Source organism: Candidatus Methylomirabilota bacterium, assembly GCA_035260325.1.
In the GTDB taxonomy this organism is placed as follows: Bacteria; Methylomirabilota; Methylomirabilia; order Rokubacteriales; family CSP1-6; genus AR19.
Genome location: DATFVL010000240.1, coordinates 19,845 through 34,814 on the forward strand (window position 1 = coordinate 19,845; position 14,970 = coordinate 34,814).

The 14,970-nt window shown below is 71.6% G+C and carries 17 protein-coding genes; 13 read left to right on the top strand and 4 right to left on the bottom strand.

What is annotated here, in order from left to right:
• The first annotated feature begins 1 nt into the window (after position 1).
• From VKG64_15185 to VKG64_15205, 5 genes are all read left to right on the top strand, one after another.
• The gene (locus VKG64_15185; protein HKB26379.1) at positions 2 to 1,318 is read left to right on the top strand and encodes a dihydrolipoamide acetyltransferase family protein; all 1,317 of its coding nucleotides are present in this window, start codon (positions 2 to 4) and stop codon (positions 1,316 to 1,318) included.
• Between the two features lie 4 nt (positions 1,319 to 1,322).
• Entirely contained in the window at positions 1,323 to 2,705 is a 1,383-nt protein-coding gene (gene lpdA, locus VKG64_15190) for a dihydrolipoyl dehydrogenase (protein HKB26380.1), read from the top strand.
• A 91-nt stretch (positions 2,706 to 2,796) separates the two neighbouring features.
• Complete coding sequence (locus tag VKG64_15195; protein HKB26381.1) at positions 2,797 to 3,084, top strand: hypothetical protein; 288 nt, start codon at positions 2,797 to 2,799, stop codon at positions 3,082 to 3,084.
• A gap of 66 nt (positions 3,085 to 3,150) precedes the next feature.
• Positions 3,151 to 3,342, top strand: coding sequence for a twin-arginine translocase TatA/TatE family subunit (gene tatA / locus VKG64_15200; GenBank protein HKB26382.1), 192 nt, complete (start codon positions 3,151 to 3,153; stop codon positions 3,340 to 3,342).
• A gap of 17 nt (positions 3,343 to 3,359) precedes the next feature.
• Positions 3,360 to 3,863: a YetF domain-containing protein gene (locus VKG64_15205; GenBank protein ID HKB26383.1), complete on the top strand. Its 504-nt coding sequence runs from the start codon at positions 3,360 to 3,362 to the stop codon at positions 3,861 to 3,863.
• A gap of 120 nt (positions 3,864 to 3,983) precedes the next feature.
• Here VKG64_15205 and VKG64_15210 read toward each other — a convergent pair whose 3' ends face one another.
• Genes VKG64_15210 through VKG64_15220 form a run of 3 tightly spaced genes read right to left on the bottom strand, consistent with a single transcriptional unit; the run spans position 3,984 to position 5,281 of the window.
• On the bottom strand, positions 3,984 to 4,583 hold the full coding sequence (locus VKG64_15210) for a DUF4337 domain-containing protein (protein HKB26384.1): 600 nt from the start codon (positions 4,581 to 4,583) through the stop codon (positions 3,984 to 3,986).
• Complete coding sequence (locus VKG64_15215; GenBank protein HKB26385.1) at positions 4,576 to 4,896, bottom strand: YtxH domain-containing protein; 321 nt, start codon at positions 4,894 to 4,896, stop codon at positions 4,576 to 4,578. Before VKG64_15215 ends, VKG64_15210 begins: the two co-directional genes overlap by 8 nt.
• On the bottom strand, positions 4,889 to 5,281 hold the full coding sequence (locus tag VKG64_15220) for a hypothetical protein (protein HKB26386.1): 393 nt from the start codon (positions 5,279 to 5,281) through the stop codon (positions 4,889 to 4,891). Before VKG64_15220 ends, VKG64_15215 begins: the two co-directional genes overlap by 8 nt.
• Positions 5,282 to 5,336: 55 nt before the next feature.
• Here VKG64_15220 and VKG64_15225 point away from each other — a divergent pair, with 55 nt between their 5' ends.
• The 6 genes from VKG64_15225 (at position 5,337) to VKG64_15250 (ending at position 12,006) form a co-directional block, all read left to right on the top strand.
• Positions 5,337 to 6,887 (top strand): acyl-CoA carboxylase subunit beta, encoded by a 1,551-nt coding sequence (locus tag VKG64_15225; protein ID HKB26387.1) that lies wholly within the window; start codon positions 5,337 to 5,339, stop codon positions 6,885 to 6,887.
• A 16-nt stretch (positions 6,888 to 6,903) separates the two neighbouring features.
• Positions 6,904 to 8,481: a methylmalonyl-CoA mutase family protein gene (locus tag VKG64_15230; GenBank protein ID HKB26388.1), complete on the top strand. Its 1,578-nt coding sequence runs from the start codon at positions 6,904 to 6,906 to the stop codon at positions 8,479 to 8,481.
• Positions 8,478 to 9,284: a hypothetical protein gene (locus VKG64_15235; GenBank protein ID HKB26389.1), complete on the top strand. Its 807-nt coding sequence runs from the start codon at positions 8,478 to 8,480 to the stop codon at positions 9,282 to 9,284. Before VKG64_15230 ends, VKG64_15235 begins: the two co-directional genes overlap by 4 nt.
• 131 nt (positions 9,285 to 9,415) lie before the next feature.
• Complete coding sequence (locus tag VKG64_15240) at positions 9,416 to 10,138, top strand: hypothetical protein (protein ID HKB26390.1); 723 nt, start codon at positions 9,416 to 9,418, stop codon at positions 10,136 to 10,138.
• A gap of 7 nt (positions 10,139 to 10,145) precedes the next feature.
• A complete protein-coding gene (locus tag VKG64_15245; GenBank protein HKB26391.1) occupies positions 10,146 to 11,144 on the top strand; it encodes a polyprenyl synthetase family protein in 999 nt (332 codons plus the stop codon).
• Between the two features lie 22 nt (positions 11,145 to 11,166).
• Positions 11,167 to 12,006, top strand: a complete 840-nt coding sequence (locus VKG64_15250) for an SAM-dependent chlorinase/fluorinase (GenBank protein HKB26392.1) — start codon at positions 11,167 to 11,169, stop codon at positions 12,004 to 12,006.
• On the opposite strand, the gene VKG64_15255 is transcribed toward VKG64_15250, so the two are convergent.
• Positions 11,930 to 12,316: an FmdB family zinc ribbon protein gene (locus tag VKG64_15255; protein HKB26393.1), complete on the bottom strand. Its 387-nt coding sequence runs from the start codon at positions 12,314 to 12,316 to the stop codon at positions 11,930 to 11,932. The genes VKG64_15250 and VKG64_15255 overlap by 77 nt on opposite strands.
• A gap of 29 nt (positions 12,317 to 12,345) precedes the next feature.
• Between VKG64_15255 and VKG64_15260 the strand changes: the two genes are divergently transcribed.
• Together VKG64_15260 and VKG64_15265 are read left to right on the top strand one after the other, a co-directional pair.
• A complete protein-coding gene (locus tag VKG64_15260) occupies positions 12,346 to 13,014 on the top strand; it encodes a tetratricopeptide repeat protein (GenBank protein ID HKB26394.1) in 669 nt (222 codons plus the stop codon).
• A gap of 142 nt (positions 13,015 to 13,156) precedes the next feature.
• On the top strand, positions 13,157 to 14,884 hold the full coding sequence (locus VKG64_15265) for a hypothetical protein (protein ID HKB26395.1): 1,728 nt from the start codon (positions 13,157 to 13,159) through the stop codon (positions 14,882 to 14,884).
• The last annotated feature ends 86 nt before the right edge of the window (positions 14,885 to 14,970 follow it).

Sequence of the window (14,970 nt, forward strand, 5' to 3'; positions counted from 1 at the left end):
CATGGCCATCTCCAAGGTCGTCATGCCGAAGCTCTCCGAGGCGATGGAGAGCGGCAAGATCATCAAGTGGCTGAAGCGCGAAGGGGACCGCGTCCAGGGGGGCGACATCCTCGCGGAGGTGGAGACCGACAAGGCCGACGTCGAGATGGAGGCGTTCGGCGCGGGCGTCCTCCGCAAGATCCTCGTCCCGGCCGGCGAGAAGGCGCCGGTGGGGACGCTGATCGCCGTCATCGCCGAGCCGGCCGACGACATCTCGGCGCTGCTCGCGTCAGCGCCGACCGCTGTCGCCGCGGAGGCCGGGGCGGCGGGGAGCGCTTCCGCTCGGAACGACACTCGCTCAGCGCCCCCCGCCGCCCCGGTCCCCGCCGCGGCACCGGCAGCCGCCCCGCCGCGGCCCACCGTGGTGTCGCCCCCGGCTCCGACGACGCCCGCAGTCAGCGTCGCGGTACCGGCAGCGACCGGGCGCGTGAAGGCGTCGCCGCTCGCGAAGAAGATCGCGGCCCAGTCGGGCGTGGACCTCCGGCTCCTCCAGGGGTCGGGCCCGGGCGGACGCATCATCCGCCGCGACGTCGAGGCCGCCTCGCAGCGCGGCCCGGGCCCGATGCCGGCCGTCGGCGTGCCGGCGGTCGAGGGCCCCGAGTACGAGGACCGGCCGCTCACGCAGATCCGGGCCGCGATCGCGCGGCAGATGCCCCTGTCGAAGGCCCCCGTGCCCCACTTCTACGTCACGAGCGAGGTCGCGATGGACCGGGCGTGGGCCCTCCGCGAGGAGCTCCACGCGCTCGAGGGCCAGCCAAAGATCTCGGTGAACGACCTCGTCGTCCGCGCGTGCGCCCTCACCCTGCTGCGGCACCCCGGCGTGAACGCCTCGTTCCAGGGCGCCTCGATCCGCGTCTACCACCGCGCCCACATCGGCATCGCGGTCGCGCTCGAGGACGGCCTCATCACGCCGGTCCTCCGCGACTGCCAGGCGAAGTCGCTCGCTCAGATCGCCGTCGAGGCGCGTGACCTCGCCGAGCGCGCGCGGACGCGCAAGCTGCGCGTGAGCGAGATCTCGGGCGCGACGTTCTCCATCTCGAACCTCGGGATGTTCGATGTCGCCGAGTTCTCGGCGATCATCAACCCGCCCGAGGGCGCGATCCTCGCCGTCGGCTCGGTGCGCCGCGTGCCCGTCGTCGAGGACGCGGGCCTGGGCGTCGGGCGTCGCATGATGCTGACGCTCTCCTGCGACCATCGCGTCATGGACGGCGCGATGGGCGCGCGCTTCCTCCAGGACCTCAAGCGGCTCCTCGAGGAGCCGCTGCGCCTCCTGGTCTAGCGCGATGGCCCGGCACGCCTTCGACGTCGCCGTGGTGGGCACCGGCCCGGGCGGCTACGTCGCCGCGATCCGCTGCGCCCAGCTCGGGCTCTCCGTCGCGACCGTCGAGGACGACCGGCCGGGCGGGGTCTGCCTCAACTGGGGCTGCATCCCGACGAAGGCACTCCTGCGCAACGCCGAGGTCCTCGACCTCATCGGCCGCGCCGCCGAGTTCGGGATCCGTGTGAGCGGCGTCGAGGCGAGCTACGCGGAGGCGGTCCAGCGCAGCCGCCGGGTGGCCGACCGCATGGCCAAGGGCGTCGAGTTCCTCTTCCGGAAGAACAAGATCACGCTCTTCCCGGGGCGCGGCGTGCTCCGGGCGCGCGGCACGGTCGAGGTGACGGGCGCGTCGGGCGTGGAGACGCTCGAGGCGAAGGCGGTGATCCTCGCGACCGGCTCCGAGCCGAAGTCGCTGCCCGGCGTCGCGATCGACGAGAAGACGGTCGTCTCGTCGAACGGCGCCGTGCGGAACGAGACGAAGCCCGCCTCGCTCGTCATCATCGGCGCCGGGGCGGTCGGCGTCGAGTTCGCCGACGTGTACGCGGCCTACGGCGTCAGGGTGACGGTCCTGGAAGCGCTCCCGCGCATCGTCCCGATCGAGGACGAGGACTGCTCGAAGGAGCTGGCGCGCGCGTTCGGCCGGCGCGGCATCGAGCTCAAGACCGGGGTGAAGGTCGCCTCGGTCAAGGCCGGCGGGCGGGGCGCGATCGTCGAGACCGACGCGGGCAAGCTCGAGGCCGAGCAGGTGCTGATGGCCGTCGGCCGCGGCGCGAAGGTGACGGGGCTCGGCCTCGAGGCGCTCGGCGCAGAGCTCGAGCGCGGCTTCGTGAAGGTGTCGCCGCGGATGGAGACCGGGGCGAAGGGAGTCTACGCGATCGGCGACATGGCCGGCCCGCCGCTCCTCGCGCACAAGGCGATGGCCGAGGGCGTCGTCGCCGCCGAGGCGATCGCCGGGCGCGACCCGCGCCCGGTGGACTACGCCGGCGTGCCGTCGTGCACGTACTGCCGGCCCCAGGTCGCGTCGATCGGCGCGACCGAGGCGGCGGCGCGCGCGAAGGGCCGTGAGGTCGCCGTCGGGAAGTTCCCGTTCACCGCGAGCGGCAAGGCCGTGGCGCTCGGCGAGACCGAGGGCTTCGTGAAGGTCGTCGCCGACAAGGCGACGGGCGAGATCCTCGGGGTCCACATCGTCGGCCCGGAGGCGACCGAGATCATCCACGAGTTCGCCGTCGGCCGAACGCTCGAGGCGACGCTGGAGGAGATGATCCACACGATCCACGCCCACCCGACCCTGTCCGAGGCGGCGCTCGAGGCGACGCTCGGCGCGCTCGGGCAGGCGATCCACCTCTAGGGCGCCCGGCGGCGGCCCGCCCCGCCGGACCTCCGTGTCCGCGCGTCCCGGCCCGCATGGAGTCGCCGGCCCCGCGGCGGTAGAATCGGCCATGACCCGGCGCCGCTGGCTCCGGCTCTCGCTGACCCTCGTGGTGCTCGGGGCGCCCGTGGCGGCCGCCGCCAGCGTCCCCGATCCATCGTGGATCGGCGGGCTCTACGACGGCGCCGACGGCGACGAGCTGGTCGCCCTCGTCTGGGACCAGTCCCCGGGGCTCGAGGCTTCCGCGGTCGTGATCGCGCCGCCGCCGAGCGCCGCGAGCCCGCCGCCGGCGGCGGGCGCGACCGCGGGAGGCGCCTGCGCCACGTCGGCGGTCTCGCGCGCGCCCCCCGCCGCCTGACGCTCGGTCCGCGACGGCCTGCGGAGAACGAACGTTCACCGGCGCTCGCGCCAGGGAGGTTCCGACATGTTTGGACTCGGAAGCCAGGAGCTGATCGTCATCCTCGTCATCGCGCTCGTGCTGTTCGGCGGAAGCAAGCTGCCCGAGCTCGCGCGCTCGCTCGGCCGGTCCCTCAACGAGTTCAAGAAGGGCGTCAACGAGGGCCTGAAGCCGGAGGACGGGCCCCCGAAGGACGAGAAGAAGGACGAGAAGAAGTAGCCGCGTCGTCCCGGCGCATGCCGACGCTCTGGACGCCGGAGGTCGCGGTCTGGGAGAAGATCGTCAGGTCGGTCGTGATCTACCTCTTCATGCTCCTGGCGTTCCGGTTCACCGGGAAGCGCCAGGTGGGCCAGCTCACGCCGTTCGACCTGGTCGTCCTGCTCATCATCTCGAACGTCGTCCAGAACGCGGTGATCGGCCCCGACAACTCGCTCGGCGGGGGCATCCTGGGCGCGGTCGTGATCCTCGCGCTCAACTGGCTCGTGGTGGAGGTCACCTACCGCTCGAAGCGGCTCCGGCGCCTGCTCGAGGCCACGCCGACGCTCCTCGTGCACAACGGCCGGATCCTCCACGCGAACCTCCAGAAGGAGCGGCTCACGCTCGACGACCTGCACGCCGCGCTGCGGCGGGCGGGCGTCGCGGACTTCGAGCACGTGCGGGTCGCGGTGCTCGAGGAGAACGGTGGGATCAGCGTGATCCCCCGCGCGGCTGGCGCGCCGGGGGAGTTCCCCGGCCGCTAGCCCTCACTGTGTGCGCGTTCGAGCGCCGGCTGTGCCGGCGCAACCGGCTCGGGGGCACGGTCGCCGACGGTGACCGGTGGGGGGTGTCGGGGGGAGCGGCGCCGCTCCCCCTGACGCCGTCTAGTGCGCGGGGCCGTGGTGGAGGAACGGCAGCGTGAAGAGCTGCAGGAACCCGTTCGACGTGAGGCCCGCGCCGATCACGGCGAGCCCGAGGGAGAACCAGAACATGGGCCGTGAGGTGGACAGGATGGACACCGACGCGGTCACGATCGCGATCTGGAGGAACACCTCGGCGAAGTCGAAGTAGGGATCGCGGTTCCGGTGCCGGTCCCGCTCCGCCTCGAGCCTCTTGGCGTCCTTCTCGATGTCCTTTTTCTCGGCGTTGTAGCGCTTCTCCTCCTCGGCGAACCGCTTGGCGAGCGCCTCGTACTTCCCGCGCTCGGCGCCCTTCCAGGGCGAGGGCTCGGCAAGCTGCGTCTCGAGGAGGAGCTTCTGCCCGCGGTACTGGTGCTCGCGGATCACCTTCGCCTGGTAGAACGCCCACTGGTCGGAGGACTGCTGCTGGGCGAGCAGCATCTCCTTCATCGCGTTGCTTCCGCCGAGCGAGGCGATCGCGAGGACGACCGCGTAGATTGCGGTCGTCAGCGCCACGCGCCGGCTGAAGGCGTGCTCGGCGTGCTCGCGCAGCTCCTCGGGCCTGGGGAGCTCGACCTCAGTCACGCGAGGGGGTCGACCCCTTGCGGATCTCCTCCCGCATCGCGTCTTTGCCGGCCTCGAACGCGCTCATGAGGCGCTGCGTCTGCTCCTCGAAGAGCTCGCGGCTCTTGTCGAGCCACTCGCCCGCGCGCCCCTGCGCCTCGGTCGCGAACTCCTGCGCCCGCCGCGCCACCTCGCCGCCCTGCTCGCGCAGGAGCTCGCGCGCCTGCTGCCCGGTCTTCGGCGTCAGCAGGACCGCCGCCGCCGCGCCGAGCGCCGCGCCCAGGAAGAACCAGCCGAGATACCCCGCGGCGTCGCCTTTCCGCTCGTCACTCATGATGGTCTCCTTCGTTCTTCTGCAGGCGCCGGACGAACACCTCGACGCCCTTCTTCAGGCCCGCCGCCAGGCCGACGAGCTGCCCGGCCCGCGTGAGGCCGCCCAGGATGCCGGCGACCCGGCCGAAGCCGTCGGCCACCTGGTGGACGCGGTCGGTGACGGCGCCGATGCGCTCGAGCTCGTGGCCCGCCTGGCGCGTGAGCGCGCGCACGTCCTCGGTGAGCGCGTGCGCCTGCCCGACCAGCGGCCGCAGCTCCTGCTCGACGATCGTCAGGACGCCCTCGGCGCGCTGGGCGACCCGGCGGAGCGCCAGGACGGCGGCGCAGAGCGCCACCATCAGCGCCAGCGCGGCCAGGCTCAAGAGCGTCTGGGCCCAGAGAGGCATGGAGTCGTAATTATTGGTGGAAAACGGGACGGAAGTCAATGAAACTGGGAGCTTGATGTCACTCGAGGACCGGTTCGAGGAGCTGCGCCGGCGCCACGCCCAGGCCGAGCTCGCCGGGGGCGAGGAGCGCGTGCGCCGCCAGCACAAGGCGGGCAAGAAGACCGCGCGGGAGCGGCTCGAGCTCCTGCTCGACTCGGGCTCCTTCCTGGAGATCGACAAGTTCGTGGTGCACCAGAGCCACGACTTCGAGATGCAGGGCCAGAAGTTCCTCGGCGACGGGGTGGTCACGGGCTCGGGGCGGATCCACGGGCGGCCCGTCTTCGTCTTCGCCCAGGACTTCACCGTCTTCGGCGGCTCCCTCTCGGAGGCGTACGCGCGCAAGATCTGCAAGGTGATGGACCTGGCGCTGAAGACGGGCGCCCCGATCATCGGGCTCAACGACTCGGGCGGCGCCCGGATCCAGGAGGGGGTGGTCTCGCTCGCGGGTTACGCCGACATCTTCCTCCGCAACACGCTCGCCTCCGGGGTCGTGCCGCAGATCTCGGCGATCCTCGGGCCGTGCGCGGGCGGCGCCGTGTACTCGCCGGCGATCACCGACTTCGTCTTCATGGTCAAGAACACGTCGTACATGTTCGTCACGGGCCCGGACGTCATCAAGGCGGTGACCCACGAGAACGTCTCGGCCGAGGAGCTCGGGGGCGCCCAGGCCCACGGGACCACGTCCGGCGTCGCCCACTTCGTGGCCGACGGCGAGGAGGAGTGCCTCGCGCTCATCCGCGAGCTCATGACCTTCCTGCCCCAGAACAACATGGAGGACCCGCCGCTCCGCCCGACCCAGGACCCGGTGGACCGGCGCGACGACGCGCTCCAGACGATCGTGCCCGACCAGCCGAACAAGGCGTACAACATGCTCGACATCATCCGTGCCGTGCTGGACGATCGTTACTTCTTCGAGGTGCAAGCGGCGTTCGCTCCGAATCTGGTGATCGGCTTCGGCCGGCTCGGCGGGCGCCCCGTCGGGATCGTCGCGAACCAGCCCGCCCACCTCGCCGGGTGCCTGGACATCAACGCGTCGCTCAAGGGCGCGCGCTTCGTCCGGTTCTGCGACTGCTTCAACCTCCCGCTCGTGACGTTCGAGGACGTGCCGGGTTTCCTGCCGGGCACGGCGCAGGAGCACGGCGGGATCATCAAGCACGGCGCCAAGCTCCTCTTCGCCTTCTGCGAGGCGACGGTGCCCAAGCTGACCGTCATCACGCGCAAGGCGTACGGCGGGGCCTACTGCGTCATGTCGTCCAAGCACATCCGCGGGGACGCGAACTTCGCCTACCCGACGGCGGAGATCGCGGTGATGGGGCCGGACGGCGCGGTGAACATCCTCTACCGGCGGGAGCTCGAGCGGGCGGCCGACGCCGCGGGCTTCCGCGACGAGCGGACGCGCGAGTACCGCGAGAAGTTCGCGAACCCGTACGTGGCGGCCGAGCGCGGGTACGTCGACGAGGTGATCGAGCCCCGGGACACGCGCGCGCGCCTCTGCGCCGCGCTCGAGCTCACGCGGACCAAGCGCGACGCGAACCCGCCGAAGAAGCACGGCAACATCCCGCTGTGAGCGGCAGGGGAGAGTCATGAAGGACCCGGAGTCCAGCTGGGGCGCGCCGCTCAAGCCTGTCTACGGCCCGGCCGACGTCGCGGCCGGACGGGGTGCGGCAGGGCTCGGCGCGCCGGGCGAGTTCCCGTTCACGCGCGGCGTCCACGCCGAGATGTACCGCAGGCGCCTCTGGACGATGCGCCAGTACGCCGGGTTCGGCTCGGCGGCCGAGACCAACAAGCGCTACCGCTTCCTGCTGGACCAGGGGCAGACCGGCCTGTCCGTGGCCTTCGACCTGCCGACCCAGATGGGCTACGATCCCGACGCGCCGGCGGCGCGGGGCGAGGTGGGCAAGGTCGGCGTCTCGATCGCCTCGCTCGAAGACACGCAGGACCTCTTCGAGGGGATTCCGCTCGACCGGGTGTCGACCTCGATGACCATCAACGCGACCGCGTCGATCCTGCTCGCGCTCTACATCGCCACCGCGCGGCGGCAGGGCATCGCCCCCGAGCGCCTCGCCGGGACCGTGCAGAACGACATCCTCAAGGAGTACATCGCGCGCGGGACCTACATCTTCCCGCCCGGCCCCTCGATGCGGCTGATCATCGACACGTTCGCGTTCTGCCGGGACCGGGTGCCGCGCTGGAACACGATCTCGATCTCGGGCTACCACATGCGCGAGGCGGGGTGCACCGCCGTGCAGGAGGTCGCCTTCACCCTCGCCAACGGGATCGCGTACGTCGAGGCCGCGCGGGCGGCCGGACTCACGATCGACGAGTTCGCGCCGCAGCTCTCCTTCTTCTTCAACGCCCACAACAACCTGATCGAGGAGGTCGCCAAGTTCCGGGCGGCGCGGCGCCTCTGGGCCCGGATCATGCGCGACCGGTTCGGCGCGCGCGACCCGCGCGCGCTGGCGCTGCGCTTCCACGCGCAGACCGCGGGCAGCATGCTCACGGCGCAGCAGCCCGAGAACAACATCGTCCGGGTCACGGTGCAGGCGCTCGCCGCCGTGCTCGGCGGCTGCCAGTCGCTCCACACGAACTCGATGGACGAGGCGCTCGCGCTGCCGGCGGAGCGCGCCGTGCGGATCGCGCTCCGGACGCAGCAGATCCTGGCCCACGAGTCCGGCGTGGCCGACGTCGTGGATCCGCTCGGCGGCGCCTTCGCGGTCGAGCGGCTCACGGACGACGTGGAGGAGGCCGCGCAGGCCTACATCCAGAAGATCGACGAGCTCGGGGGCGCGGTGCAGGCGATCCCGTTCATGCAGCGCGAGATCCAGGACGCCGCGTACCGCTACCAGCGCGAGGTCGAGGACCAGGCGCGGATCGTCGTCGGCGTCAACGAGTACGTCACCGCCGACGCGCCGCCGGCGAACCTCTTCCAGGTGGACCCGGCCGTCGGCGGCGCCCTCGCGGAGAAGGTGGCGCGGTATCGGGCGGCGCGCGACCGGGACGCGGCGCGGCGCGCGCTCGACGCGCTCGAGACGGCGGCCCGCGGCCGCGACAACCTCCTGCCGCGCATCGTGGACGCGGTGGAGGCGGCCGTCACGCTCGGCGAGATCTGCGACCGGCTGCGGGGCGTCTTCGGCGTCCACCAGCCGTCCGTGACGTTTTGAGCCCGGGGACCGCGCGCGCCGCCGTCGCGCTCGTCCTCGTCCTGGCCGCCCCCGGCGTCGCGCACGCGGGGCTCGCCGACCAAGCGGGCGCCACCTTCGCCCTCATGGCCGACGACTTCGCCCAGGCGTTCCAGCCGGCCGAGGGGATGGTCGTCGCCGTGGAGGGCGAGACGATCTACCTCGACCTCAGCGCGGCGCGCGGCGCGCAGGTCGGCCAGGAGTTCACGATCTTCCGCAAAGGTGCGGAGTTCGTCCATCCGCTCACCGCCAAGCCGCTCGGCCGGTACGAGGAGATGCTCGGCTACGCGCACGTCAAGCGCGTGCGGGAGCGCTTCTCCGAGGCCCAGTACGTGCCGGTGGACGGCCGGCCGCGGCCGCAGGAGGGCGACGGCGTGCGCATCACGCGCGGCCGGCTCAAGATCGCCGTCACCCCCGTGCTCGACCTCACGGCGTCGAAGGCCGACCTCCGGCGCGTGCCGTTCATGTTCGCGACGGTGCTCGAGCGCTCGAAGCGCTTCCAGGTGACGGACCCGCTCACGGTGGGCGAGCTGTTCGCGCACGGCGGCGCCCGGGTCGAGGAGGTGCTGGGCCTGCCCGACCGCGCGACGCGGCTCGCGAAGTCGCTCGACGTGACGGGCTGGGTCGTGCCCGTGCTTCTCGAGCGGCGCGGCGTCACCTACCTCGACGCGACGTGGATCTCGGCCGTGACCGGCACCGCGCTCTTTTCCCGCCGTCTCCCGCTCGTGCCCCCCACGGGGGCGGAGGAGCAGCGCTTCCCGTGGGAACCGGGCGTCGAGGACTGAGAACATGGGGGGCCGCGACGGGCCCCCCAAGCCCCCCATTCGCTCGCACACGCCCCGGGGGACCCGGGGCGCGGCTCGACGGCCCGGGTCGTCCCCGGGCGCCGACGCCGCGCTGTGCTATCTTGGACGCGATGAAGCGGGCCCTCGCCTGGTGCCTCCTCGTCCTCCCGCTGCTCGCCGGATGCTCGGGCATGCGCCAAGTGCTCGGCGTGCAGGCCCCGCCCGAGCCGTCGATCGCCCTCAAGTCCGCCGAGACGCGCTGGCTCCTCATCAAGAATCCGCGCTTCGGCGACGTTCCGAGCGAGCCCGAATACGTCTGGGTCGAGGAGGACAAGATCCCGCTCACGCTCACGACGCTCGTCCGCGGCAAGAGCGCGATCATCGCCCCGCCCGAGATCGTCGTGAAGTACGGCGCCCCACCCGGCGGCGGCAAGATCAGCCCGCGCCAGGGCGTGCCCTACCAGACGGCGTCCGCCGAGCCCACGAAGGTGCCCGTCGCGCCGCGCGCGGCGGGGCCGGCCGCGGCGCCGCCGCCGACGGTCGCCGTCGGGCGCGACGGCGCCGCCGGCGTGCTCGTGGGCCCGAAGCGCGGCATCGTCGTCTACGTGGACACGACGCGCATCGTGACCGACCTCACGACGGCCGACGGCGTGAAGCCGGGCACGCTCCTGAGCCTGCGCCGCGACAAGATCCCGATCGTCCACCCCGTCACCGGCGAGGTGCTCGGCGAGCTCGACGACGAGATCGCGACGGCGCGCGTGACGGAGACGCGCGAGCGGTTCTCGATCGCCGACGTGCAGTCCGTGGCGCCGGGCGCCTCGATCAAGATCAAGGATCGCGTCGTCCCGAAGTAGCGCCCGCGTGCCCACGCCCACCCTCGAACAGGTCCTGAAGGAGCGCGTGGCCGGCCTGGTCGGCGAGGACCTCGAGGCCGTCGAGGCGGCGATCCGCCGCGAGCTCGACTCGCCGGTCACGCTCATCCAGGAGATGGGGGGCTACATCGCCGGCGCCGGCGGCAAGCGCCTGCGCCCGATCCTGCTGCTCCTGGCGGCGCGCCTGGCCGGCGCGCACGGCCCGCGCGCCGTGCGGCTCGCGTGCGTCGTCGAGCTTCTCCACACCGCGACGCTCATCCACGACGACGTGGTGGACCAGGCGCCGCTGCGCCGCGGGCGCCCCTCGGCGAACGCGCGCTGGGGCGACGACGCCTCGGTGCTCGTGGGCGACCACCTCTACTCGAAGTCCTTCGCGATGCTCGTCCGCGACAACGACCGCGGGGTGCTCGAGACCCTCGCGCGCGCGACCGTGTCCATGACCGAGGCGGAGGTCTTCCAGCTCCAGCAGAAGCGCAGCGGCGTGACGTCGGAGGCGGACTACCTCCGGATCATCACCCAGAAGACCGCGTCGTTCATCTCCGCGTGCTGCCGGATCGGCGCGCTGCTCGGCGGGGCGCCGCCGGCCCGGGTCGAGGCGCTCACCCGGTACGGCCTCGACGTGGGGGTCGCCTTCCAGATCTCCGACGACTCGCTCGACTTCACCGCGGACGAGGCGCGCTTCGGCAAGGCGATCGGCGCCGACCTGCGCGAGGGCAAGCGCACGCTGCCCCTCATCGCGCTGCTCGAGCGGGCGCGGCCCGCCGAGCTCGAGCGCGTGCGGGCGCTGCTGCGCCGTCGCGCCCTCGAGGCCGCGGAGCTCGAGGAGCTCCGGCAGCTCGTCCTCGAGCATGATGGCGTCGAGTACGCCCGCGCGCGCGCCCACGCCTACGCGCGGGCGGCCAAGGCCGACCTCGACATCTTCCCGCCGTCCGAGGAGCGCGAGACGCTCGCGCTCGTCGCCGACTTTGTCGTGGATCGCGACCGATGACGGTCGCGGGCGCCCGGACAGCGTGGCCGCGATCGTCACGCTGACGACGGACTTCGGAACCCGCGACGGCTACGTCGCGGCGATGAAGGGCGCGATCCTCGGGATCGCGCGGTCGGTCCAGCTGGTCGACGTGACGCACGAGGTGGCGCCCCACGACGTCGCCGAGGGGGCGCTCGCCCTGGAGGCCGCGGCGCCGTACTTCCCGCCGGGCACCGTGCACCTCGGGGTGGTGGATCCGGGCGTGGGGACGGCGCGACGCGGTCTCGCCGTCCTGGCGCGCGGTCAGGTGTTCGTCGGGCCGGACAATGGACTCTTCACGCCGTTCCTCGACGCCGGGGACTGGACCGCGTTCGAGCTCGCCGCGCCCGAGTACCGGCTGCCCGCAGTGAGCCGCACGTTCCACGGGCGCGACGTCTTCGCGCCGGCGGCGGCCCACGTCGCGGCGGGGGTCGCGCCGTCGCGGCTCGGCCCGCGCGTGACCGACCCCGTGCGCCTCGCGTGGCCCGCGCCGGTGCCCTCGGCGGCGGGCGTGACGGGGGTGGTCGTCCACGTGGACCGGTTCGGCAACCTCGTGACGTCGATCCCCGCCGCGGCGCTCGCGGGCGCCGGCGCGGACGCCGTGCTGACCGTCGGCGGACGGAGGCTCGCGCTCGTCTCGACCTATGGCGAGCTCGAGCGCGGGCGCCCCGGAGCGCTCGTGGGCTCGACCGGACGGATCGAGGTCGCCGTGCGCGAGGGGAGCGCCGCACGGCTGCTGCGCGCGGCGCGCGGGATGCGGGTCGTCCTCAGTCCGAGGACGATCCGGACGACTTCGGCGTCGAGGTCGACGGCCCCGACGAGGGCGCGGGGGCGTCCGCGGTGACCTTCGCGGCCGCGGCGTCCTTCTTCTCGCTCTTCTTGCCGTCCGTGTCGCTCTTCTTGCCGTCCGTGTCACTCTTCTTGCTGTCTCCGCCGGGCGCGGACTTCTCGGATTCGAGCGCCTTCTTCCGGGCGTCGGACGGATAATCGGTGACGTACCAGCCTTTACCCTTGAGGATGAATGGCGCGGCCGCGATGAGCCGCCGCACCTGGCCGCCGCAGGCGTCGCAGGTCGTGAGCGGCGCCGCGGAGATCCGCTGCCGGACCTCGAAGACGCGGCCGCACTTGTCGCACTGGTACTCGTACGTGGGCACGGATCGAGGCTACATGGGGAGGGCTGAACGTGTCAAGAAGACGCGGACTTAGCTTCGCTCTGCTCGCCGTCCTCGCGTTGTCGTCCGGCTGCGCCTCGTCGCAGACGACGGAGGTCGAGAAGCTCCGCGCGCGCGCGGCGCACGAGCGCGGCCTGGCGGCGCTCGCCGACCGCAATCGGGGCGAGGCGCTCGTCGCCCTGCGCGAAGCGGTCGCGTTCGACCCGACCGCCGCGGCCTATCACGACAGCTTCGGCCTCATCCTGCTCGACCTCGGCCAGGTCGAGGCGGCCACGGAGGAGTTCAGGAAGGCGCTCGATCTCGACGCGAAGCTCGCGGACACCCACTTCCACCTCGGCACCGCCCTCGCCGAGGCCCGGCGCTGGGAGGAGGCCGTCCGGAGCTATCGCGCGGCGCTCGCGCTGCCGACGCTGACGGTCCCCGACTTCACGCATCAGAACCTCGGCCTGGCGCTCTATCACCTCAAGCGCTACGGCGAGGCCGAGCAGGCGCTCAGGTTCGCCCTGAGCCTCGACCCGGAGATGCAGGCCGCCTACTACAACCTCGGGCTGGTCCTCGTCGCCGAGGACCGGAAAGAGGAGGCCAAGGCGGCCTTCCGCCAGGCCCGGAAGCTGGGCCCCGAATCGGCCCTCGGCCAGGCCGCGAAGGAGCGTCTCAAGGACCTCGGCGAGGAGAGCTAAGTCCAGTTTTTGCTTGACGTTCAGTCTCGGCCTGAAGTAGAAAAGACGCGCTGCCTGCGGTATGCCTTGCAACTGTTGGTGATGTCGGCCGAAGGAGGGGAGTTGGTTCACTTCGCAACTCATCACATTTGAGGAGGCGGTAATGAGGAAAGTCCTCATCGTTGCAGTCTTCGCGGTCGCCTTCCTCGGGATGCTCGCGCCGCCTGTCTTCGCACAGGCGCCGGCCCCGAAGGTGACGATCACAGGCCTGTTCGACCAGGTGCTGTCGGGAGGCCAGAACTTCTACGACGGCAACTACAGCCGCAACGGCGATCGTGAGTGGTACGCACGGACGCGGTTCCGTCCCGACTTCGTCTTCGAGGTCGGGCGGACCAAGGCCGTCCTGGGCCTTGAGCTCGACGCGGACTATGGCCAGACCAGCACGTGCGGCGCGGGTCCTGGCAAGGCGCCCTTTAGCTGCACGGGTATGCATTTTGGCTCGACGGCGTCGGCCGGTCTCAACACCGACGTCGCGGGAATCGTCGAGATCAAATGGATGTACACGGAGTTCGACCTGACCGGCAAGGACAGCCTCATGCCGTTCATTCCGGTTGGGACGGTCGCGCGAGCGGGCCTGCAGGCGTTCGGCACGCTCGCGAGCTACAAGGTCACCTACGCGAACGGTGACTTCGCCGGTTTCTCGGCGGTCTCGACGTTCGCGCCGAACATCAAGACCAACGTCACCTTCGTCGTGGTCGAGGACGAGCTCGCCGGAACCGGGGGATTAACCCAGAACCGGGGGGTCGGCGCCGGCGCCAGGGTCACACGCGGCAAGGACAATGCGTGGATTCTCAGCGCCGATATCACGCCGTTCCAGGGGCTGGACGTCAAACCTTTGTACTCGTACTTCCGGGCCGACGGCACGACCAGCGGTAGCGCCCGGCGCACCGCGACCGACCGATTCGTTGGCGGCGGGGCTAGCAACGCAGTGTTGAATGGTGGTGGGGGGTCGACGACGGCGGCGGCCGCGACCTACACCGGCGGCGGCGCCGTCCTCGGCGGCGGCCTCTACCTCAACGGCGATCCCTTCCTGCACGAGAACCGTCACACCTTCGGCGTCGACGCGCGCTGGCGCTCCGGGCCGTGGGGTTTCGATCCCACGGTCTATTATCAGGTGGGTAACCGGCACGTCCAGGCGGCCATAGCTCAGAGCGGCGGCGGCGCGTTCGTGGTAGGCAACCAGGAAACCTTCATGAATTCGTGGCTCCTCGACGGGATCGGCAGCTGGCAGTCGGGCCCGTTCCTGGTCGAGGTCCGCGGGATCTACAGCACCGGTAACAAGGCTACCGATAACCTCTCGAAGCGGATCAGCTACTTCGAGCCGCTCGACATGGACTCGAGCTACTACGCCGGCTGGGCCAATATCCTCGCCCTCGGTATCGACTACTTCAACGGCGGCGGTCCCACCAACAACAACATGGGCACGGCCATCGGCTACGACCGCTACGGCCGCATCCAGCTTGGCCTCCGCGGGACCTACAACTACACGCCGGCGCTCGCGTTCTACGGGGTCCTGAGCCCGACGTGGACGGCCCAGAAGGTCGACACGCACACGGGTCAAGGCGTGGGTACGGGTACCCGGACGATCATCGACGACGCGAGCTTCGCGGCGAAGAGCGACAGTGAGCAGTCGCGGTACATCGGGACCGAAGCAGACCTCGGCATGACCTGGAAGTTCGCGCCCAACACGGCCTTCGATCTTGTCGGCGCATGGCTCTTCGCGGGCAAGGCGCTCGACACGTTCGAGATTCCGGTCGTGGGCGCCCCCGCGGTCAGGCGGAAGGCGGAAGACGCCTGGACCATCGCGTCACGCATAAGGCTGAGCTTCTAAGCTCGGCCAGCTCTCTGCAGGCAGCCGGCGGGGCATGGGCGGGGCATCGCTCATGCCCCGCTTCACTTTTTGGCAAGGGGGACGAG

What these genes read in the sequence shown, in the direction of transcription:
- VKG64_15220 (HKB26386.1), bottom strand. Translation starts at nt 5,281, where the DNA reads ATGCCTCTCTGGGCCCAGACGCTCTTGAGCCTGGCCGCGCTGGCGCTG.
- VKG64_15205 (HKB26383.1), top strand. Translation starts at nt 3,360, where the DNA reads ATGCCGACGCTCTGGACGCCGGAGGTCGCGGTCTGGGAGAAGATCGTC.
- VKG64_15195 (HKB26381.1), top strand. Translation starts at nt 2,797, where the DNA reads ATGACCCGGCGCCGCTGGCTCCGGCTCTCGCTGACCCTCGTGGTGCTC.
- VKG64_15265 (HKB26395.1), top strand. Translation starts at nt 13,157, where the DNA reads ATGAGGAAAGTCCTCATCGTTGCAGTCTTCGCGGTCGCCTTCCTCGGG.
- VKG64_15215 (HKB26385.1), bottom strand. Translation starts at nt 4,896, where the DNA reads ATGAGTGACGAGCGGAAAGGCGACGCCGCGGGGTATCTCGGCTGGTTC.
- lpdA (HKB26380.1), top strand. Translation starts at nt 1,323, where the DNA reads ATGGCCCGGCACGCCTTCGACGTCGCCGTGGTGGGCACCGGCCCGGGC.
- VKG64_15185 (HKB26379.1), top strand. Translation starts at nt 2, where the DNA reads ATGGCCATCTCCAAGGTCGTCATGCCGAAGCTCTCCGAGGCGATGGAG.
- VKG64_15230 (HKB26388.1), top strand. Translation starts at nt 6,904, where the DNA reads ATGAAGGACCCGGAGTCCAGCTGGGGCGCGCCGCTCAAGCCTGTCTAC.
- VKG64_15225 (HKB26387.1), top strand. Translation starts at nt 5,337, where the DNA reads ATGTCACTCGAGGACCGGTTCGAGGAGCTGCGCCGGCGCCACGCCCAG.
- tatA (HKB26382.1), top strand. Translation starts at nt 3,151, where the DNA reads ATGTTTGGACTCGGAAGCCAGGAGCTGATCGTCATCCTCGTCATCGCG.
- VKG64_15240 (HKB26390.1), top strand. Translation starts at nt 9,416, where the DNA reads ATGAAGCGGGCCCTCGCCTGGTGCCTCCTCGTCCTCCCGCTGCTCGCC.